General features: G+C 46.9%; 15 protein-coding genes and 1 tRNA gene. 10 read left to right on the top strand and 6 right to left on the bottom strand.

Features of this window, described 5'->3' with window-relative positions; all coding sequences use genetic code 11:
* Positions 1–24: 24 nt before the first annotated feature.
* From idnT to idnD, 3 genes are all read right to left on the bottom strand, one after another.
* On the bottom strand, positions 25–1344 hold the full coding sequence (idnT, locus tag ICA20_RS21660) for a gnt-II system L-idonate transporter (RefSeq protein ID WP_038636794.1): 1320 nt from the start codon (positions 1342–1344) through the stop codon (positions 25–27).
* Positions 1345–1483: 139 nt separating this feature from the next.
* Positions 1484–2248: a gluconate 5-dehydrogenase gene (gene idnO / locus ICA20_RS21655; RefSeq protein ID WP_038636797.1), complete on the bottom strand. Its 765-nt coding sequence runs from the start codon at positions 2246–2248 to the stop codon at positions 1484–1486.
* Positions 2249–2259: 11 nt separating this feature from the next.
* On the bottom strand, positions 2260–3303 hold the full coding sequence (gene idnD, locus ICA20_RS21650) for an L-idonate 5-dehydrogenase (RefSeq protein WP_038636800.1): 1044 nt from the start codon (positions 3301–3303) through the stop codon (positions 2260–2262).
* Positions 3304–3519: 216 nt separating this feature from the next.
* On the opposite strand from idnD, the gene idnK reads away from it, so the two are divergent.
* On the top strand, positions 3520–4041 hold the full coding sequence (gene idnK / locus ICA20_RS21645) for a gluconokinase (RefSeq protein ID WP_038636803.1): 522 nt from the start codon (positions 3520–3522) through the stop codon (positions 4039–4041).
* A gap of 30 nt (positions 4042–4071) precedes the next feature.
* Here the strand turns inward: idnK and ICA20_RS21640 are convergent, their stop codons facing one another.
* Positions 4072–5091: an NAD(P)-dependent alcohol dehydrogenase gene (locus ICA20_RS21640; RefSeq protein ID WP_038636806.1), complete on the bottom strand. Its 1020-nt coding sequence runs from the start codon at positions 5089–5091 to the stop codon at positions 4072–4074.
* 230 nt (positions 5092–5321) lie between these two features.
* On the opposite strand from ICA20_RS21640, the gene ICA20_RS21635 reads away from it, so the two are divergent.
* The 6 genes from ICA20_RS21635 (at position 5322) to ICA20_RS21610 (ending at position 14511) form a co-directional block, all read left to right on the top strand.
* A tRNA-Leu gene (locus tag ICA20_RS21635) sits at positions 5322–5406 on the top strand.
* Positions 5407–5604: 198 nt separating this feature from the next.
* A complete protein-coding gene (locus ICA20_RS21630) occupies positions 5605–6870 on the top strand; it encodes an integrase arm-type DNA-binding domain-containing protein (RefSeq protein WP_149282221.1) in 1266 nt (421 codons plus the stop codon).
* 542 nt (positions 6871–7412) lie between these two features.
* Positions 7413–10385, top strand: coding sequence for a type I restriction endonuclease subunit R (locus ICA20_RS21625; RefSeq protein ID WP_049097491.1), 2973 nt, complete (start codon positions 7413–7415; stop codon positions 10383–10385).
* Between the two features lie 69 nt (positions 10386–10454).
* The gene (locus tag ICA20_RS21620) at positions 10455–11738 is read left to right on the top strand and encodes a restriction endonuclease subunit S (RefSeq protein ID WP_223145683.1); all 1284 of its coding nucleotides are present in this window, start codon (positions 10455–10457) and stop codon (positions 11736–11738) included.
* A complete protein-coding gene (locus tag ICA20_RS21615; RefSeq protein ID WP_049097494.1) occupies positions 11735–12907 on the top strand; it encodes an AAA family ATPase in 1173 nt (390 codons plus the stop codon). The genes ICA20_RS21620 and ICA20_RS21615 overlap by 4 nt, the downstream gene beginning before the upstream one ends.
* On the top strand, positions 12904–14511 hold the full coding sequence (locus tag ICA20_RS21610; RefSeq protein WP_149282220.1) for a type I restriction-modification system subunit M: 1608 nt from the start codon (positions 12904–12906) through the stop codon (positions 14509–14511). Before ICA20_RS21615 ends, ICA20_RS21610 begins: the two co-directional genes overlap by 4 nt.
* A 65-nt stretch (positions 14512–14576) precedes the next feature.
* Here ICA20_RS21610 and ICA20_RS21605 read toward each other — a convergent pair whose 3' ends face one another.
* A complete protein-coding gene (locus ICA20_RS21605) occupies positions 14577–15440 on the bottom strand; it encodes a hypothetical protein (RefSeq protein WP_049097496.1) in 864 nt (287 codons plus the stop codon).
* A 224-nt stretch (positions 15441–15664) separates the two neighbouring features.
* Here ICA20_RS21605 and ICA20_RS21600 point away from each other — a divergent pair, with 224 nt between their 5' ends.
* The 3 genes from ICA20_RS21600 to ICA20_RS21590 all read left to right on the top strand — a co-directional run bounded on the left by ICA20_RS21600 (position 15665) and on the right by ICA20_RS21590 (position 19532).
* Entirely contained in the window at positions 15665–15955 is a 291-nt protein-coding gene (locus ICA20_RS21600; RefSeq protein ID WP_226324415.1) for an AlpA family phage regulatory protein, read from the top strand.
* A 205-nt stretch (positions 15956–16160) separates the two neighbouring features.
* Positions 16161–17768 (top strand): YfjI family protein, encoded by a 1608-nt coding sequence (locus ICA20_RS21595; protein ID WP_049097497.1) that lies wholly within the window; start codon positions 16161–16163, stop codon positions 17766–17768.
* A 510-nt stretch (positions 17769–18278) separates the two neighbouring features.
* Positions 18279–19532 carry a hypothetical protein gene (locus tag ICA20_RS21590; protein ID WP_148677555.1) on the top strand — a complete coding sequence of 418 codons (1254 nt, stop codon included), beginning with the start codon at positions 18279–18281 and terminating at the stop codon, positions 19530–19532.
* Positions 19533–19728: 196 nt separating this feature from the next.
* Here ICA20_RS21590 and ICA20_RS21585 read toward each other — a convergent pair whose 3' ends face one another.
* Positions 19729–20673, bottom strand: coding sequence for a glycosyltransferase (locus ICA20_RS21585; RefSeq protein WP_149282219.1), 945 nt, complete (start codon positions 20671–20673; stop codon positions 19729–19731).
* Between the last annotated feature and the right edge of the window lie 43 nt (positions 20674–20716).

Raw genomic sequence — 20716 nt, 5'->3', positions numbered from 1 at the left:
CTGTGCTCCCCGGTGATGACCGTCTTAATGCAGGATGGCGTTCAGCGCCAGTACGCCCAGCAGACCCATAATGGAAATCAGCGTCTCCATCACCGTCCAGGTACGCAATGTTTCCCCAACGCTGAGATTAAAATAGCCTTTAAACAGCCAGAATCCCGGATCGTTAACGTGGGAGGCAATCACGCTGCCCGCGCCGGTAGCCAGCACCATCAGCGCCGGGTCGGCGTGAGTAACGTTAATAATCGGCAGCACCACGCCTGCGGTGGTGATCGCCGCCACGGTCGCAGAACCGAGCGCGATACGCAGCAATGCGGCGACCGTCCAGCACATCAGCAGCGGAGAGAGCGACGTGCCGGTCATCAGGTGCGAGATATACTGCCCCACGCCGCTGTCGACCAGTACCTGCTTAAACGCACCGCCGCCGGCAATGATGAACACAATCATCGCGATTGCGCCGATAGAGTCGCCAATGATATCCATAATTTGCTCGATCGTCCGTCCGTTACGTCGACCAAGGGTAAAAATGGCCAGCACGATGGCGATAAACAAGGCGACCGCAGGGTTGCCGATAAACTCAAAGAATACCCGCACGCTGTTAGACTTCGGCAGCGTAATTTCACATACCGCCGCCACCGCCATCAGTATGACCGGGATAACCGCCGCAAAGATACTGTTCCAGAACGACGGCATCTCTTCTTCGGTGAACAGATGCGGGTTGAATAACCCTTCCGGCGGCGCTTTCTCAAAGCGGGTCAGCAGTTTAGAAAACAGCGGCCCGGCGACAATTACCGTCGGGATGGTAATAATAAAGCCGTACAGCAGGGTGGTGCCGAGATTGGCCTCGAAAATGGTGGCAATCGCGGTGGGGCCCGGATGCGGCGGCAGGAAACAGTGGGTTACGGACAGCGCCGCCACCATCGGCACGCCGACATACAGCAGCGGCAGACCGGAAGAGGCCACCACCGTAAATACCAGCGGCAGCAGCAGAACAAAGCCGACTTCGAAGAACATCGCCAGACCGACGACCAGACCGGTGATCACCAGCGCCCACTGCACACGTTTCTTACCGAACGTGTCAATCAGCGTGGTGGCGATGCGCTGGGCTGCGCCGGTATCGGAGATCAGCTTGCCGAGCATCGCGCCAAACCCGAGGATCATCGCCAGCCCGCCGAGCGTACCGCCGATCCCATTTTGTATAGAGTGCAGAACGGCCTGAGCATCCATCCCTTCGGCAAAACCGACGACCGCCGCCACCAGGACCAGCGCAATAAAGCCGTTAACTTTAAAGCCAATCATCAGGACCAGAAGCAGCGCGACGCCTGCCGCAATTATTATTAATGGCATAATCGTTTCTCTTATATCCCCGTCATACTTCAAGTTGCAGGACAAAATGCTTTTGGCATTTTGTCCTGCAACTCGAATGATTTCGGGTGGGTGCCAAAATGCAGCGCCTGGGCGCTGCGTTATGTTGCGTTGTGTTGTATCAGACGGCGACCAGCATGCCGCCATCGACGAACAACAGGTGCCCGTTAACAAAATCGGATGCTTTGGAAGAGAGAAATACCGCCGCGCCAATCAGCTCCTGCGGATCGCCCCAGCGCGCGGCTGGCGTACGTTTGCACAGCCAGGAGGTAAAGGCTTCATCCTCGACCAACGCTTTGGTCATTTCAGTTTTGAAGTAGCCCGGCGCGATACCGTTGACCTGGATATTGTGGCGCGCCAGCTCAACACACATTCCGCGGGTGAGCATTTTCACCGCGCCTTTCGAGGCGGCGTACGGCGTAATGGTGTCGCGGCCCAGTTCGCTCTGCATCGAGCAGATGTTGATGACCTTCCCGGCCTGGCGTTCCACCATCCGGCGAGTGACCGCCTGCGAGACCAGGAACACCGCCGTCTGGTTAACGGCAATCACATCGTTCCAGTCCTGTTCCGGGAACTCGGTAAACGGATGGCGGCGCTGGATACCGGCGTTATTCACCAGCACATCAATTTGGCCAATGTCTTTTTCGATATGCTCGATGGCGGCATCAATGTCCTGTTTCTGCGTAACATTGAATGGCGCGGCAACGGCGCGGATCCCTTCCTGCTGCAGTTTGGCGACGGCTGCCTCCGCGCGCTCTGGCGTAATATCATTGACGATAATCTGCGCGCCGTATTTACCCAGGCCGGTCGCCAGTAAATAACCAATACCCTGAGCCGAACCGGTGATCAGAATGTTTTTGCCGTCCAGTGAAAAAAGATCGTTCATCATGTTATTCCTTATTTTGTTTCTGCAAAAACGAGCTGGACCTTTGCCGCCTGGGTTTTGTCCCCGGCGAAGATCAGCGCTTGTTCAAGCTCGGTAAATGGATATTCGGCGCTGAGTAACGGCAGCGGATCGATAACGTTATTTGCCAGCCACGACACCGCGGTGTTGAACTCAGTGGTAAAGCGGAACGAACCTTTGAGCGCGATCTCTTTGCCGATCAGCATCATCATCGGGAAGTCCGGCACCGCGCCGCCCATGCCGACCTGCACCATCACGCCTTTTGCGCGGGTCACTTCCAGACAGGTGGTGATTGAGGACGGATGACCGGAGACTTCGAAGCTAACGTCGAAGTAGCCTTTCTCTTTTTTCCACTCCTCGAGCGAGTCCTGCTGCGGATTAATCAGCGTGTCGGCCCCCATCTGCTGGGCAAGCGACAGCGAACGTGGGCTGATATCAGCACAGACAATCTCTGCCGCACCGAGCGTTTTTACCGCGCTGACGATCAGGCAGCCGATAGGACCGACGCCGGAGATAAACACGCGCTTGCCCTGCAGGTCGCCCGCTTCATGCGCGGCGTGGATCGCGACCGCTAACGGTTCGGCAAAGGCCATGACTTTTTCATCGGCCTCTTGGGGGTAGGGAATACACTGCGCGGTATCGACGGTTTTAAACCGGGTAAAACCGCCGTCGACATGGGGAAAATACATGGCGCTACCAAAAAAGCGCATTTCCGTGCACTGGTTTTCTTCATGTTGCAGACAATATTTACAGTGGCCGCACGGCTTCGACGGATTAATCGCCACTGACTGACCTTCATGTAATTCTTTGGAGTCGCTGTGCACCACTTTACCAATAACTTCATGGCCTAAAATCATCGGCGCTTTAACAGTGAAATTACCGACTTTCCCTTCCTGATAATAATGTAAATCGGACCCGCAAATACCACCGCGGGTAATTTTTACTAGTGTCCCTTTATTATCCCATTCAATATTTTGGTCGGTAATGGCAACAGTTTTCTTACCCGCGACAACGCAGGATTGGGTTTTGACTTGCATAAATGCCTCACTGGTCAGGTAGTAACCTCGACAGCATTAAAACGGTTTTAATTATTATTATTTGTGAAGTAAGTCACGCTGGAAAATTGTTACACTACAATGTTACGCATAACGTGATGCGCCTTGTAAATCTGTGCGGTCGCGCCGAAAAAAGGTGAATTCTGCAATGTGCAAGGCGTAGTATCGCGTCATGGAATATAAATCTGGAGTTTTTTGATGGCCGGGGAAAGTTATATTTTGATGGGCGTTTCGGGGAGCGGTAAATCTTTAATTGGTAGCAAAATTGCCGCTGTATTATCGGCTAAATTCATTGATGGCGACGATCTTCATCCAGCCAAAAATATTGATAAAATGTCTGAGGGTATTCCATTAACCGATGAGGACAGACTTCCCTGGTTAGCGCGATTAAATGATGCCTCATACAGTTTATATAAAAAGAATGAGACCGGATTTATTGTCTGCTCGTCATTAAAAAAACAGTACCGCGATATATTGCGGCAGGGCAGCCCGAATGTGCATTTTCTATGGCTGGATGGTGATTACGAGACCATTCTGGCACGCATGCAGCGTCGGGCAGGGCATTTTATGCCGGTGGGCTTGTTAAAAAGCCAGTTCGACGCGCTGGAGTGTCCGCAGGAAGATGAACGCGATATTGCCCGCATCGATGTGAACCATGACATCGAGCATGTGACGGAACAGTGCCGCCAGGCGGTGCTTGCGTTTCGTCGCGGGCAATAGGCCCAGCCCCTTGCGGGACTGAGCCCTGCATCAGAAGTCGGCTTTCAGCACCACGCGGTAGCGGGCTTTGCCGTCGCGCACGTGCTGGATAGCTTCGTTAATTTGCGACATCGGGTACAGTTCGGTGGTCGGCGACACCTTGCTGCGCCCGGCAAACTTCATCAGTTTACGCAGCTCGAAGGGCGTACCGGTCGCCGAACCGGAGATGCTACGATCGCCGGCAATTAAGGTAAATGCCGGCACCGGCAGCGGTTTCAGCACCGCGCCGACGGTATGGAAGTTACCGCCGTAGGCCAGCGCTTCAAAATAGGGCTGCCAGTCGAGGTCGACGTTAACCGTGTTAATGATGAGATCGAACTGGCCCGCCAGCGCTTTTAGCGCATCCGGATCGCGGCTGTTGACCACCTTATCCGCTCCCATCGCCAGTACCTCCTGCTCTTTCGCCGGATTGGAGCTGAACGCGGTCACCTCGCAGCCCATCGCGTGTAACAGCTTAATGGCGATATGCCCCAGGCCGCCGATGCCGATCACCCCGACGCGGCTGGTGGCAGTGATGTGGTGCATCAGTAGCGGTTTGAACACCGTGATACCGCCGCACAGCAATGGGCCAGCCGCCGCCAGGTCGATGCTATCCGGCAGCGGGATCACCCACTGCCAGTCGGCCCGCAGCTTCTCGGCAAAGCCACCGCGATTGAGAATCGTGGGAACGGAACCTTGCAGGCAGTTAATCTGATTACCGCTGATACAGGCGTCGCAATGCCCGCAGCTGCGCGCCGTCCAGCCAACGCCGACGCGTTGACCAACTTTCAGACCTTTATCCTGCGCCGCGCTGCCCAGCGCGGCCACGCGACCAATCACCTCATGCCCGGCAACCAGCGGATACTGAGAGAATCCCCATTCGTTGTCGATCATCGACAAATCGGAATGGCAGATACCGCAGTAATCGACCTGTACCTCGACATCTTCCGGCTTAAGCTCGCCCGCATCATATTCATAGAGTTCGAGTTCGCTGCCCGCCGATTTTGCGGCGTAGCTTTTTATCATCGACATCGTGTTTCCCTCAGTGTGGTGTTGAATTGGAAGTGTAGAGCAAAGGGAAACGGGACGCTTCGCAGAACGGGGGCTTAAGGAGGTTATTGCGGGGACTAAACCGTGATGTTGATTGCAGCTCCGAAAGGTAATGCTGAAATTTTCAACACTTAGCGGGCCATACGCACGCTGACGCTTGCATGGTGGCGCATGACAGGTATAATCCACAACGTTTTCCGCATCCCTTCCGTGCCGGAGTGGCGAAATCGGTAGACGCAGTTGATTCAAAATCAACCGTAGAAATACGTGCCGGTTCGAGTCCGGCCTTCGGCACCATCGGAACATCAATAGACGTCAACGGACGTCTTTTTTTGTGCCTGAAATCCAGTATCCGCAAGGCTTTCCTCGCTTTTTCACTCAACCTAAGTCAACCTGATTCAATCTACATCAACTTACAGATGCGGGTACAACAGCGGGTATATCCCGGTTCGATTATGCTTGTACCCACATAGAACCCTTGAAAGGATACTCATCATGGCTCTGAGTGATGTGAAGGTTCGATCGGCTAAGCCTGAAGCAAAAGCCTATAAACTTACTGACGGCGACGGTATGGTTTTGCTGGTTCACCCTAACGGTTCCAAATATTGGCGGCTTCGTTATCGCTTTGGCGGCAAAGAGAAGATGCTGGCGCTGGGAAAATACCCTGAAGTGTCGTTGGCGGATGCCCGTGCACGCCGGGATGAAGCCCGTAAGCTGTTAGCTAATGGTGTCGACCCCAGTGAGAACAAGAAAGCCGTTAAGGTAGAGCAGGAGCAAGAGGCGATAACGTTTGAAGTGGTTGCCAGAGACTGGCATGCCAGCAATCAGAAATGGTCTACATCGCATAGTGCTCGTGTATTGAAAAGCCTCGAGGATAATCTCTTTGCTACCATTGGTAAGCGGAACATTGCGGAACTGAAGACGCGGGATCTTCTTGTACCCATCAAAGCGGTGGAATCATCCGGACGACTCGAAGTTGCGGCTCGTTTGCAACAGCGGACTACCGCGATTATGCGGTTTGCTGTGCAGAGTGGTTTAATCGACTACAACCCAGCGCAAGAGATTGCCGGTGCGGTTGCTACGGCGAAAAGACAGCATCGTGCTGCTCTGGAACTTAATCGCATTCCTGAATTGCTTCACCGCATCGATCATTACTCCGGCAGACACTTAACTCGATTAGCTGTCGAGCTCACTTTATTAGTGTTTATCCGCTCAAGTGAACTACGTTTTGCACGCTGGTCAGAAGTAGATTTTGAAACGGCCATGTGGACGATTCCAGGTGAGCGTGAACCGCTGGAGGGTGTAAAGCATTCTCAGCGTGGTTCGAAGATGCGAACTCCCCATCTTGTTCCCTTGTCGCGGCAGGCTATAGCCATTTTGGAAAAGATTAAAAGCATGAGCTGGAATCGTGAGCTGATTTTCGTAGGCGATCACGATCCGCGTAGGCCGATGAGTGAGAACACGGTTAACAAGGCTTTACGAGTAATGGGGTATGACACAAAAGCGGAAGTATGTGGGCATGGATTCAGGACAATGGCCTGTAGCTCATTGATTGAATCGGGATTGTGGTCGAGGGACGCGGTAGAGCGGCAGATGAGCCATCAGGAGCGTAGCTCTGTTCGGGCAGCTTACATTCATAAGGCCGAACATCTGGGGGAGCGGAGGTTGATGTTGCAGTGGTGGGCTGATTTTCTGGATGCGAATCGGGAGAAGGCGGTTAGTCCGTTTGATTTTGCTAAAATTAACAACCCTTTGAAATGATTTATAACATTATTAAGTTGAGTAGCCACTGTCTGCATTTGGATTGAAGATGAGCAGTGCTGCTGATGACTTTTAGTTAGTCATCATTTAGTAAACTCCCCAGCTTATGGCAGAACTCTTTGGTTTGGCGATAGGCTGGCAGGTAATCTACTGAAATATAAATATATTATATTTATAGGAATAGTTTGTTCTGTCAATTTGAGCCTATTGAGTGTAGTAGCGTTGCAATGCAAAATGCATTACATTTATAGGCCTTAGCATTGAGGGTTCCGCCTATGACTCGCCTTAAAGACGAAACACTTTCTATACGCACGTCTGCCGATATTAAACAGCTTCTTCGCCTAGCAGCTGATCGTGAGCGTCGCTCTGTCGCTTCAATGATTGAGATTTTGATTGTGGATTATGCGAAGACGCACGGACTAACGTCGGACCAATCTAAAAATCAAACTGCCGAATAGCTCACGTTGTAATGCCTCATTCAACGAAAGCAGCAGCTTAGTCAAGCACAAGAGCAAATTGATATTGAGGTGAGGAATTCACTTATGAGTACGACTGAAAACCAAATTGAGTTGGACCTTCTTGCCAAGCTGGCTGAGTTAAAATATACACTTCGACCCGACATTCGTGATCGTGCATCCCTCGAAAAAAATTTCCGGGCGAAGTTTGAGGCTCTCAATAGAGTTCATCTGACCGATAGTGAGTTCCAGCGTTTACTCGATTCTATCATTACACCTGACGTGTACAATGCTGCTCAGACATTACGCAATATCAACAGCTTCGAGCGAGATGATGGAACACCGCTAAACTACAGCTTGGTTAACATTAATGACTGGTGTAAGAACGACTTCGAGGTCGTTAATCAGTTGCGCATTAACACCGAGAATAGCCATCATCGCTATGATGTAATGCTACTCATAAACGGTGTACCAGTGGTGCAGATCGAGCTTAAAACACTGTCCGTTAGCCCACGCCGAGCTATGCAGCAAATCGTGGATTACAAAACCGATCCTGGCAATGGTTACGGAAAGACACTGCTGTGTTTCATTCAGCTCTTCATCGTCAGCAACCGTTCTGATACTTGGTACTTCGCAAACAATAATGCACGACATTTTAGCTTTAATGCAGATGAACGCTTTTTGCCTGTCTACCAGTTCGCTAGTGAAGATAACAAAAAAATTACCCTGCTAGACAGATTCGCTGATAAGTTCTTGGCCAAGTGTACATTGGGGCAGATGATTAGCCGTTTTATGGTTTTAGTTGCCAGTGAACAGAAGCTATTGATGATGCGCCCGTACCAAATCTATGCGGTCAAGGCTATCGTCGAGTGTATTCATCAGAACTGTGGAAACGGCTACATCTGGCATACCACTGGTTCAGGTAAGACGCTGACATCTTTCAAAGCATCTACTTTGCTCAAGGACAATCCAGACATCGAAAAATGCCTTTTCGTAGTGGATCGTAAAGACTTGGACCGACAGACCCGGGAAGAATTTAACCGTTTTCAGGAAGGCTGCGTAGAAGAGAACACTAACACAGAAACACTGGTGCGCCGACTTTTGTCCGACGACTATGCTGATAAGGTTATTGTTACTACTATCCAGAAGTTGGGTCTGGCGCTGGACGGCACAAATAAACGTAGCTACAAAGAGCGCTTGGAGCCGTTGCGAGACGCCCGTATCGTGTTTATCTTTGATGAATGCCATCGCTCGCAATTTGGCGAAAATCACAAGGCTATAAAAGAATTTTTCCCCAACGCTCAGCTTTTTGGCTTCACAGGGACGCCCATCTTTGAGGCGAATGCTAGCTATCAGCAAATTGAAGGCCAGCAAGCCAGCCTACGTACCACTAAAGACTTATTTGATCGGTGTCTGCACCAGTACACTATCACTCATGCTATCGAAGATCGCAACGTCTTACGCTTTCATATAGATTATTTCAAACCCGAAGGAAAGAATCCACCGAAGCCCGGTGAAGGGATAGCTAAATCTAAGGTTATCGAAACCATTCTTTCCAAGCATGATTCTGCTACCAACGGACGCAAATTTAACGCTGTTCTGGCGACAGCCAGCATCAACGACGCTATCGAGTATTTTGAGTTATTTTCTAGCATTCAGATACAAAATGCAGAAAAAGATGCTGAATTTAGAGCACTGAACATAGCATGCGTGTTTTCACCACCTTCTGAAGGTAACAAAGACGTTCAGCAGATACAGGAAGATCTGCCGCAGGAGAAAGAAGATAACCAGCAAGATCCTGAAGGTAAGAAAGCTGCACTTACTCGTATCATTGCCGAATATAATGCCCGTTTCGGGACCAATCATCGTATAAGCGAATTTGATTCTTACTATCAGGACGTACAAAAGCGCATCAAGGATCAGCAGTATCCCAACACAGATTTATCTGCTGCGCAAAAAATTGACATCACCATCGTAGTAGACATGCTACTTACAGGTTTTGACTCCAAATACCTTAATACATTGTACGTGGACAAAAATCTCAAACACCATGGTTTAATTCAGGCATTTTCACGAACTAACCGTGTTCTCAACGATACCAAGCCATACGGTAATATTCTTGATTTTCGTCAGCAACAGAAATCGGTAGAAGGAGCCATTGCTCTCTTTTCTGGTGAGCAAATAGATAACCCGCGTGAGATATGGCTGGTAGATGCCGCACCTAAAGTGATTGATAACCTACAAAATGCCACGCGAAAGCTGGCCGATTTTATGCAATCACAGGGATTGACTAATGCACCGGAAGAAGTAGCCAACCTTAAAGGTGATGTCGCCAGAGCGCAATTCGTAAACCTGTTCAAGGATGTTCAGAGACTCAAAACTCAACTTGACCAATATACCGATCTTTCTGAAGAGCAGAAGCAGCAGATTGAGAGCATAGTACCGTCAGATCAATTGCAAGGATTCAAGGGTGTCTATCTAGAAACAGCTAAGCGCCTGAAGGAAAAACAAGATAAAGATCAGTCAATTCCAGAAGTACAACAACTTGATTTTGAGTTTGTGCTCTTTGCTTCTGCGGTTATTGATTACGATTTTATCATGGGTCTTATTGCTAACCTGACTCAACAGAAACCAGGAAAACTCACTCTGAACCGCGAAGAACTCATTGGCCTAATTCAGTCTGATGCCAAGTTTATTGATGAGCGTGAAGATATTGCCGAGTACATCCGTGGTCTGCCGGTAAATGAAGCATTAAACGAAAAACAGATTCGAACGGGTTTTGCACACTTCAAAGCAGAAAAGAAGGCGAAAGAAGTCACTGACATCGCAACCCGACATGAACTCGCACCTGATGCCTTACAGGTTTTTGTTGATGAAATTCTGCGTCGCCGTATCTTTGATGGCGAACGCCTTTCTGAATTAATGTCTCCGCTGAATCTAGGCTGGAAAGCGCGCACGCAGAAAGAACTGGCGCTTATGGAGGAGCTAGCACCGTTTCTGCACAAACTAGCACAAGGGCGTGAGATCACGGGACTATCAGCCTATGAAGAAGACCGATAATGAAAGCAGGTTGGACATGGGTTATCTGCACATTAAGCGATATGTAAATTTTAATAAGTGATTGATTTTATGAATAAAAAAATGAATGGCGATGTTAAGCAATTTGTTCCTAGCTTGCGCTTTCAATCATTTAAAGCCTCAGGTCCATGGGAATTTAAGCCATTGAGTCAACTGGCTCAGCGCTCAACACGTAAAAATGTGGATGGTAAAATAACCCGGGTCTTAACAAACTCAGCAGAGTTTGGGGTGATTGATCAGCGTGATTTTTTCGAAAAAGACATTGCTAACCAAGGCAATCTACAAGGGTATTATGTTGTAGAAGAAGGAAGCTATGTTTATAACCCACGTATCTCAACGATGGCTCCTGTTGGACCGATTTCAAAAAATAAAATCGGATTAGGGGTGATGTCGCCGTTGTATACGATTTTCAAGTTTAATAATAGAGAAAATGATTTTTACGCTCATTACTTCAAGTCAACACATTGGCATCAATATATGCGCCAAGTTTCAAGTACAGGGGCGCGCCATGACCGAATGAGCATCAGTAATAATGCTTTTATGGAACTACCACTTCCTGTCTCTACGCCGAAAGAGCAAGAAAAAATCGCTGACTGTCTGTCTTCTTTGGATGACCTACTCACAGCAGAAGCCCAGAAACTGGATGCGTTGAAGAAATATAAAAAAGGCGTGTTGCAACAGATTTTTCCTCGTGAAGGTGAAGCTGTGCCACGGTTGCGGTTTCCTAAGTTTCGTGAAAGTGAAAAGTGGAATACGGTGGTTGTGGCTGAAATATGCGAAGTCAATCCTTCTAAAGCTAGCCGGCAAGATAATGAGTTGGTTAGCTTTATCCCAATGGCTTCCGTTTCTGAAGATGGCCGGATAACAAATCCAGAGATTCGAGCGTACGCAGATGTCAAAAAAGGTTATACCGCTTTTGCTGAAAATGATGTAATTATTGCAAAAATAACGCCTTGCTTTGAAAATGGAAAGGCTGCGATTGCGAGAGGTTTGAAAAATGGACTGGGTTTCGGCAGTACGGAATTTCATGTATTTCGGGCTTCCAAATCTTGCTTGCCAGAGTTCTTATTTTTGCAATTGTATCGAGATGAAGTTCGGACTGTTGGAGCTAGAAGCATGATAGGGAATGCCGGGCAGCGACGTGTTCCTGTGTCATTTTTCGAATCATTACCGTTTTATTTGCCATCTATTGATGAGCAACAAATGATCGTCGGTTTCCTCTCTACGCTTGATGAACAACTGAGCGCAATAAAAAAGCAAATAGACATTCTGAAAACCCACAAAAAAGGCTTGATGCAGCAGCTTTTCCCCGTGTTTGATAGGATATCAGCATGAAACCAAAGCAAACCTTTGCCGATCTTTCAGTGTTGGCCGACCAGTTGCGCACCAAACTAGAGACGATGAAAGTCATTCTACTCTACGCATATAACGGCACAGGGAAGACAAGACTGTCTATGGCGTTCAAAGATGCAGGTAAAAAAACAATTCACCGTCCTTTTTCGGCTGGTGATCATGTAGGCCAGCCACTCACAATAACCGAAACGATTGGTGATACCCTATATTTCAATGCGTTCACCGAAGATATGTTTCACTGGAACAATGATCTGGAAGGTGATGCGGATCGACGCTTGATGCTCAATAGGGATTCGCGATTTTTTCAGGGTCTTTTTGAGTTGGAAATGGATAACCGTATAAGGCCATTGTTACAGCGTTACACTGATTTTGACTTTCGCATTGATACCGAAGAATGGGCAATACGCTTCTCACGCACTGTTGATGGGCAACTCATTGATAATATAAAAGTTTCTCGAGGCGAAGAAAATATTTTCATTTGGTGTTTCTTCATAGCTATTGTACAATTAGCGCTTGATGGGGCTGATGCTTACCAGTGGGTAAAGTATGTGTACATCGACGATCCTATATCTTCACTAGATGAGCATAACGCCATCACAGTTGGTAGCCATCTGGCGCAATTACTGAACAAATCTGATAATCCATTGAAAGTTGTGATCTCGTCACATCATCCATTATTTTTCAATGTCATGCATAATGAACTTGATGCTCGCAAATCCAAAAAGGTCGCAGCCTATTTTTTATCAAGATCTAGGGCTGATGGTAGTTATTCCCTGACTTATACAGGTGCAACGCCGTTCTTTCATCATGTCGCGATACTCACCGAGTTGTATAAGGCAGAGCAATCAGGTGAGCTTTATACCTATCATTTCAATATGTTGCGTTCAGTTCTGGAAAAATCAGCCAGTTTCCATGGCTTCTCAAACTTCTCATCCTGCATTGCGCAGGATGCTGATGATCCAGAAAGAATTTTACATTCGAGGCTCATCAATATTCTGAGCCATGGGAACTATTCGCTGTTTGAGCCTCAGCCTATGCTAGACGAGAATAAAGCATATTTCAGAAAAATTTTGAATGATTTTCTGCAGCGCTATCCATTTAATCCTGATTTATTTCCTCAGCCGATTGAGGAAGGTGAAGAAAAATTATGACTGAGTTTGACAAACAAAAACTGGGCAAAACACTCTGGAATATAGCCGATCAATTACGTGGTGCTATGAATGCGGATGATTTCCGCGACTATATGCTGGCATTTTTATTCCTGCGGTATCTTTCGGATAATTACGAAGCTGCTGCTCAAAAAGAACTAGGAGTAGATTACCCTAAACTGAAAGAAGAGGAATATCATTCGCCGCTGACCTTGTGGTATGAGCAAAATGAGCAGGATATTCCTGAGTTTGAAAAACTGATGCGCCGTAAAGTGCATTACGTAATCGAGCCTCAGTATCTTTGGGCGGGTATAGCTGAGATGGCACGAACCCAACATGTGAAACTGCTTAATACATTACAGGCGGGCTTTAAGTACATTGAGGAAGAATCTTTCGCCAGTGTTTTCCGGGGATTGTTCTCAGAAATCAATCTTGCCTCAGAAAAACTAGGCAAAACATACAGTGAAAGAAATGACCGTCTTTGCAAGATAATTAAAGAGATTGCTGAAGGGCTGAAACAGTTCTCTACAGACAGCGACGCATTAGGTGATGCTTACGAGTATCTGATTGGTCAATTTGCAGCTGGGTCAGGTAAGAAAGCCGGCGAGTTCTACACTCCGCAGCGTATTTCAGATATTCTGTCAGCCATCGTCACTCTGGACAGCCAGGAGCCAGCTACAGGCAAGCGCTCGCATCTGGATAGCGTTTTCGACTTTGCCTGCGGCTCTGGCTCACTGTTGCTCAACGTGCGTCGCCTGATGGGCCCACACGGCATAGGCAAGATTTACGGACAAGAGAAAAACATCACCACCTACAACCTGGCACGCATGAACATGCTGCTGCACGGGGTGAAAGATTCAGAGTTTGATATTTTTCACGGTGATACCTTGCTAAATGATTGGGACATGCTACGCGAGACCAATCCGGCTAAAATACCCCGGTTTGATGCCGTGGTGGCTAACCCTCCATTCAGCTATCGTTGGGAACCGGCAGAAACATTAGCCGATGACGCACGCTTTAAAAATTATGGCTTGGCACCTAAATCTGCTGCTGATTTTGCCTTCCTTCTACATGGCTTCCATTTTTTAAAAGAAGATGGGGTAATGGCAATTATCCTTCCTCATGGCGTACTTTTCCGTGGTGGCGCTGAAGCACGCATCCGTACGAAGCTGCTTAAGGATGGTCATATCGATACAATAATTGGCCTACCTGCGAATCTGTTCTTTTCTACAGGAATCCCTGTATGTATTCTGGTGCTGAAAAAATGCAAAAAGCCAGATGATATATTATTCATCAATGCCGCTGATCACTACGAACCAGGTAAACGACAGAACCAGCTTTCGTCTGATCATATTAATAAAATTATCGATACTTATAAGTTCCGTAAAGAGGAACCTCGCTATGCGCGTCGCGTTAGCATGAAAGAGATTGAGAAGAATGAATTTAATCTGAATATTTCACGTTATGTAAGTACGACAAAGGCTGAAGCAGAAGTCAACCTTGCTTTAGTCTATGATGAGCTTATTTCGCTGGAGAATCAGATAAAATCAGCAACTCAGAAACATAACGAATTTCTAAAGGAACTAGGGTTGCCTCTTTTACCTTAGGTTATTTGATTTTGTTTTCTATCATAGAACAATGCTCTTATCTTCTAAGATAAGAGCATATCTCTTTAACAGATCAGCTCTCCAGCAAGTGAATAAATCTGATCGTATGGTGGAGTATTACGTTTTGACCAGTCATGGATCCGGTAAGATAATTCTTCAGCAGAACTGACTCTGGATTTAATGGCTATCCTGCACTCGTTTTCAATTATAAAGGCATAAAGTGCCGGTGCGAGAGCTTCGGATAATGTAACTTTACTGGTAAACGTTTCGCCGTTCTCTACTTTCTCTGTCAGTATTCTGATAAGCTCATTTCGAATAAGTGCGGCTCCACTTTTCTGAACGGTGTTCTTACCTCCCTGACTTGATTGTTCCTTTCTCATCAACCGGTGACTTTCACTCTGCGCTATTTCAGCCCAGCCCCTGAATTGACCATAAAGCTCGTTTGCTTTGATTAGAGCATTGTAATACGCGTACGAATTTTTTGGCGTAAAGCAATGGCGGGCAAGAAGAAAAAAATAACAGGCAGACTCGAAGGCATTAAGATACAACGGTTCGCCAAATATGGCGTGTATCCGATTGAGCCCCTCGACGATCTTCTGCTCAGTGGCAAAATGCGTGTCTAATCTTTCCAGAAACAGGCTGAAATCGGGTTTCTCCTGCACAACCCATAACTGTAGTTCCGTTATTTCATCCGGAGAAATGAGGCCATCCTGAAACCAGGACAGACTCGCAGCACGCCAGACGGTATATGCCCGCTCCAGATGATGTATAAAACGTTTCTCAACGCGGGTCAGTCCATCCCAGATTTCCCATAGCGATTCCCCCTCCAGGTTAACCGGGGGAGACAGATAAATGTTGCGGAAATGGTCAATGAAAAAATCAGCAGGTTCGATTCCTTTTTTATTTCTGAACAGTATCTTTTTTTGCATATCCCTTCAGCCTGTGGTCGGGTTCGATGGGTTTGATTAAAGATCACGTTACAGCCATGCCAGGATCTTCGTCAAGAGTCGGTACCAGAGTGGGATGGTGGGGAAAAAAAGCGAAAAACGAATGAAAAATTAAATTGACTGCTACCGTTTACCCACCCGTTTTCGCTTTTGTACTCTTGGTTCCGGAGCACAGTGCTCCCGCTATCAACCATGAGGAACCCACAATGACCAACCCGCCACAAGCTGAATATCCGGTTTACGAAAACCGGCATGAGAACATACAAACTGAAACCCCACTTCCACAAGATGTTGAAAAACGGACCCGCTTTGCAATGGGCGATGACATTCTGCTCAGCATGAAAGACATTACTGCTCATAGCGGTCTTAGTGACAAGCATTACTATTCCCTTATTTCCAGAGGTATGTTTCCCCGACCGCTGAAAATTGGTCGCTCAAGTCGCTGGAGAAAAAGTGACTATGAAGCATGGTTAAATGAGCGGGACACAAATCGCTAGTAATCTGGACTGCAATATCGCTTACTGAAACGATTTGTATTAATGGGATTATCTAAAGTACGAGAAAATACGCACGCCTGTAATTGAAAAATAAGTTATCTGTACCAGCATATTTATCACATTAACCCCGTGAGGGGAACAGCTATACCTGCTGTTCATCAGCTGGTATATGTCTTATGCTCTTTAACAATAAGGAACCATTATCATGAATCTGCCCTTGCAGAATTATCAGGGGGGGACTCCTGATCAACAAAATCTGTCTGTAATCGCCTCTGAAACACGATCATTTCCAATAAAGTCTCTTCCCACAAAAATCAGCAATGCAATCATCGCTACGAGCGTAAATAAAAAAGTCTCTGTAGAGATTGCTGCCAGTTCATTTTTGGCTGCTGCTTCTCTTGCCTGCCTCCCGCTGATTGAAGTGATACCTGTACATACAAAGATCCCTGAGCCCGCCGTGCTCAATTTTCTGGTTGTTGCAGGGTCCGGTAGTGGAAAGTCTACGGTGTTGAGAGCAGTCATGCAGGTCTTTCATGATTTTTCATCAGTGGTGAATGATGAATATAAAAATCTATTGAATCAATTTCAGGCCGATACAAGCCTGTGGGAGGAAAATAAAAAGGCCTTGGCCCGAAACCTACGGCAGGCGACGTCCAGCAACTACGGTCGTGAAGATGCAGAAGCGGCTATGGAGGAACATCTTAAGAATAAACCGAAGAAACCTGTCCGGTTTAAGTTTTTATATCAGGATATATCTAACGGTGAGCTTATCAAAAGCCTCGGAGATAATCCTGATGCTGGTATTTTCTCTGAAGAAGCGGTGACATTTTTCAAATCTAGGGCTAAAAACGATCCGGGTATATTTAACCTCGGATGGGATGGTGCTCCATATTCATATCAACGTGACGGAGTGGATTGTGAAATCAATCTTCGCCTGATGTTTTGCCTGATGGTTCAGCCCGATATTTTTGATGAATATATCACCAGGAACCAGGCGACAGGAAGAGGGAGCGGTTTCCTTGCCCGTTTTCTGGCAGTCAAAGTAGATGGAGAATGTAAATATCAGGATGGCGATTTTAGTCATATGAATCGCGCCCTTGAAGAATTTGATAACAGAGTTCAGGAGCTATTAAAACAGGCAAAGCAACGATTTTATAATGGCAGCACTGATAAGCAACAACTTATTCTGTCGCCTCAAGCTATTGCATTCATGGGCGAGAAACGCGCCGAAATGAAGCAAAAAATAATTGAAGGAGGCCCATGGGAGCATATTAAGGATATTGCACTTAAATCTGGTGCTAACGTATTACGGCTGGCAGCAATTCTTCACTACTTTGATGAGCGACCAGGAAATGAGATATCGCTTTCAGCAATTGAATGTGCTCAGCGGATCATTGATTGGTATATGCAACAGGCTTGTAATGTATTTTATAAAAACTCGCATTTTTTCCTTTTTGAAAAAGATGTACTGGAAGTGTACCACTGGATCCACAACAAAATGATGATAGAAGGAGTTGCTATAATCTCCAAGTCAGAAATTATGCGTCTGGGGCCAAAGCATAAGGATAATAATCTCCGACTTGCCAGTAAACTGGAACCCATACTGGATCAACTGGCATGGCAAAAGAGAATTTATTTGATTCAGAATTACACAGGAGGCCCTGTTTATATCATTCTGGCTAATTCACTCGGCGTTTTTCAGGATCCACGTGTACGGCTAGACTTATTCCCTCATGGAATCAGATGTCTTGAGCCCGATTATGCACCTGAAAGGGTGTCTCTGAACTTACCAAATTTGACGTTCACTTGGTGAAATCGGTGATCGTTATTGGATGTTCGATATGATTATTTATTCATTCCGTATGTTGGTGCTTCCCAAGGTGATTGAGTGTTTTTCCATCAATATGTAATCTGCCATGAACCTATATGCCCTGATTCTTGCGAATTTTCGCAGAATCGCGGCTGTGGTTATGCTTGGGATTTTTGTTTGCGGTTAAAAGTTGAGCGATGAAGCCATTTGGGAGGTGATATGGCATAAGAGGCAAAGACCTCGCGATTGAATGATTAGTCACGAAATCAGCATTCAGGAATGCCCTTCATAGTCACCATGGGATCACTATGTGTGATCGAAGGGCTTCATCAAAATACCTGTCAGAGGAGGAGATATACGATTCATAATAAGTGAGTATTGAGGGTGGGTTAGTGAGATAGTCTCTAGGTGTCTTCTGTCTCATTTAACCCATTATACATTATCTTATTACTATTCATCATTCATCATCACTATCTATTCTATTTATAGATCATAACCATCAACAATATTATCATGACACAATGTGATCGGAGTAATTGTAAAAAGGAAATACTCAGACGAACAGAAGCTGGTAATGCAGGCCTTTGTGAGAAGCATTATCAGACATTTTTATTTAATCAACAAAATCAGGAGGTGAAGTTATTAAGTATGTGCCAGTGTTGCGGTGATTCTCTGGCAGAGACAAGAAATGAAAAGTATTGTAGTGCAGCATGCCGTCAGAAAGGTTCACGTAAAATTAATACCAACAATACCGTAAGTATTCTGAATTCATCATACTGGAAGCACATTAATAGTACCTATACACGTAATCCACTGGTATTAGGATCTATTACTGGACCAGGGGATGTGGTGGATTTTCACCAGCTATATCAGATAAAAGCCCGTCATCAGCGAAGCTATACCATTCTTACTTACGAGTGGGGACAGGAAAAAATGAAGCTTGTGGCGTTGCTGTGTATTGAAATATGTCATATGTATCCAAATGGGAAAGGAGGTGCAAACATAGCAGGTAATTTGATTATAGCTCCTGAATTAATAAACCGCAGAAACAGAGATGTAATACCTTATCAGGGCCATGGTTTCGACGGTATCAAATCAGCAGGTGAATGTATTCCATTTAACGGAAGTTTGTATGATGGACTGGTAGAGCGGTATGGCGTCTTAACGGTTAACGAAGAATTGAGCCGAGTCACACCTGTCAGACGCTTTCATGGTAATGTTCCCAGAAAGATTGAGTTTGGTGGTATTGAGCAACAACTTCCCTTGTTCACGCTGCTTCATGGGGAATTGTGGCGTCTTGGACATCACAGAATTTCAGAATGCCTGGGGGAGATCCGGCAGCTGTTCCCTGAATATCCTTTGTATCTGGAGCTACTGGCGATTGTGGGGTTCCATGCGGTGCTATCTGGCGATCCCGATCGCGTCATGGCGCTTTTATGCCGTGTTTTTAATAAATGCTTTGATGTCACCTCGTCATTACGCGAGCCACACAAGCAGTGTATCGGTCTGATGTACCGCTTATTGCGTAAGTATCTTCGTCGCTACTTCAGTGTTGAGATAGACAGCAGAGAGGCTGTGGTGGCGTTCTACAATGGCTTCTACTCACAGGAGATAATCGCGCCTGGCGATGCCGACGATGAAGTTGTGTGTTATCGCTATTCCACTGGCATCAAACATTCTTCCACCACCTTTTTTTATGTACTACCACAGAAGAAGGAACCCGTCGATTTATGGCGTCTTATGGGGGAAGATCTTACTTTTGAGTGAAGGATATTCCAGATATTTTTGCGGCTATATTACTTATTTGAACAGATCAGGAATCTATTCTGCAACGGTGAATAAACCACTTCCTGCATGACTTACCCGGTTCGTTACTGATGTAGCGTTCCGGGTTTTTTAGTTTTATGCGGCAATTCTCTGTTGCATCTATCTCGCGAGATTCGCCGCTGCGTAACCTCACTGGCTACAGGTAAATCTTTCTCACAAGTTTCAGCACAAAAAAGAGGTCGCTCAGACTGCTGACCCCTGCAATCAACTGACGCAACGCGATTCTCTGCCTGAACAGCTGTCGGGCTGCCTGCCGGTTGGCAATCTTACGCCGGAACAACCCGAGAAAATGGCGACACTCAACCAGCGCATGCCTTCTCAGAGGCTTCCTTATCTCATTGTGTTGCGGCAGGGATGAAAGAGCGAGAATGTCGCTGATAACGTCAATGTAGCTATGTGCACGGATATCGTAGTAGTCCTGTCGGTGGGTAATCGATGCCGGGTTCGTGATGTAGAAATAGTCTTTTCTGTCAGCGAAATAAAACAGGCCGTTTGCAGCGGCCAGGTTAATCGTCCAGAGGATGTCCTTGTGGCTTTTACCCTCCTGAAAACGCAGATTATTCTTCCTGATGTAGGACGAGCGTACCATCTGCAGCCACAGGTAATGCGGCCATTCTTTCTGCGCCACGCAATGCTGTATCCACGCATGCCCGTTGAGTGCCTGAGCATAGGGCTGCTTACGATGAACCGGTTGCCGTTGCAGGCAACTGCTGTCGGTGTACCAGCCATTGAAAAGGGCAACATCAGCCTGGGCCGCTCGTGCGCTTTTCAGTCTCTCCCGGAGAAAACCGTCTTCAATCCGGTCATCCGCATCCAGAAAAACCACCCATTCACCCCGGTGTACTGCCAGAGCGGCATTTCTTGCAGCATATACACCCTGATTTTCCTGATGAACAAGAATCAGCCGCTCGTCGGTGATGGCGCTCAGTATGGTCGACGTTTCGTCGGTAGAGCCATCATCCACAACAATCACCTCAATGCTGAGTGTTTGCTCGCTGAGGAGCCCATGTACCTGATGGCCGATAGTGGCCTGCGCATTGAATACCGGGATAATGACGCTGACATCAATTTTAGGCTGCATATCAGGTTACGCTTTCCCTTTGCTGTCATCTTTCTGACGCCTG

This window comes from Citrobacter sp. C5_2 (genome assembly GCF_014596845.2).
GTDB classification, from domain to species: Bacteria; Pseudomonadota; Gammaproteobacteria; order Enterobacterales; family Enterobacteriaceae; genus Citrobacter; species Citrobacter werkmanii.
This window is presented reverse-complemented; position numbering and strand designations above follow the sequence as displayed.

Bases quoted from the DNA above. Each gene is read 5' to 3' on its own strand.
- idnT (WP_038636794.1), bottom strand. From the start codon at position 1,344: ATGCCATTAATAATAATTGCGGCAGGCGTCGCGCTGCTTCTGGTCCTG.
- ICA20_RS21630 (WP_149282221.1), top strand. From the start codon at position 5,605: ATGGCTCTGAGTGATGTGAAGGTTCGATCGGCTAAGCCTGAAGCAAAA.
- ICA20_RS21610 (WP_149282220.1), top strand. From the start codon at position 12,904: ATGACTGAGTTTGACAAACAAAAACTGGGCAAAACACTCTGGAATATA.
- ICA20_RS21595 (WP_049097497.1), top strand. From the start codon at position 16,161: ATGAATCTGCCCTTGCAGAATTATCAGGGGGGGACTCCTGATCAACAA.
- idnO (WP_038636797.1), bottom strand. From the start codon at position 2,248: ATGAACGATCTTTTTTCACTGGACGGCAAAAACATTCTGATCACCGGT.
- idnK (WP_038636803.1), top strand. From the start codon at position 3,520: ATGGCCGGGGAAAGTTATATTTTGATGGGCGTTTCGGGGAGCGGTAAA.
- ICA20_RS21585 (WP_149282219.1), bottom strand. From the start codon at position 20,673: ATGCAGCCTAAAATTGATGTCAGCGTCATTATCCCGGTATTCAATGCG.
- ICA20_RS21615 (WP_049097494.1), top strand. From the start codon at position 11,735: ATGAAACCAAAGCAAACCTTTGCCGATCTTTCAGTGTTGGCCGACCAG.
- ICA20_RS21605 (WP_049097496.1), bottom strand. From the start codon at position 15,440: ATGCAAAAAAAGATACTGTTCAGAAATAAAAAAGGAATCGAACCTGCT.
- ICA20_RS21640 (WP_038636806.1), bottom strand. From the start codon at position 5,091: ATGTCGATGATAAAAAGCTACGCCGCAAAATCGGCGGGCAGCGAACTC.
- ICA20_RS21620 (WP_223145683.1), top strand. From the start codon at position 10,455: ATGAATAAAAAAATGAATGGCGATGTTAAGCAATTTGTTCCTAGCTTG.
- ICA20_RS21600 (WP_226324415.1), top strand. From the start codon at position 15,665: ATGACCAACCCGCCACAAGCTGAATATCCGGTTTACGAAAACCGGCAT.
- ICA20_RS21590 (WP_148677555.1), top strand. From the start codon at position 18,279: ATGACACAATGTGATCGGAGTAATTGTAAAAAGGAAATACTCAGACGA.
- idnD (WP_038636800.1), bottom strand. From the start codon at position 3,303: ATGCAAGTCAAAACCCAATCCTGCGTTGTCGCGGGTAAGAAAACTGTT.
- ICA20_RS21625 (WP_049097491.1), top strand. From the start codon at position 7,413: ATGAGTACGACTGAAAACCAAATTGAGTTGGACCTTCTTGCCAAGCTG.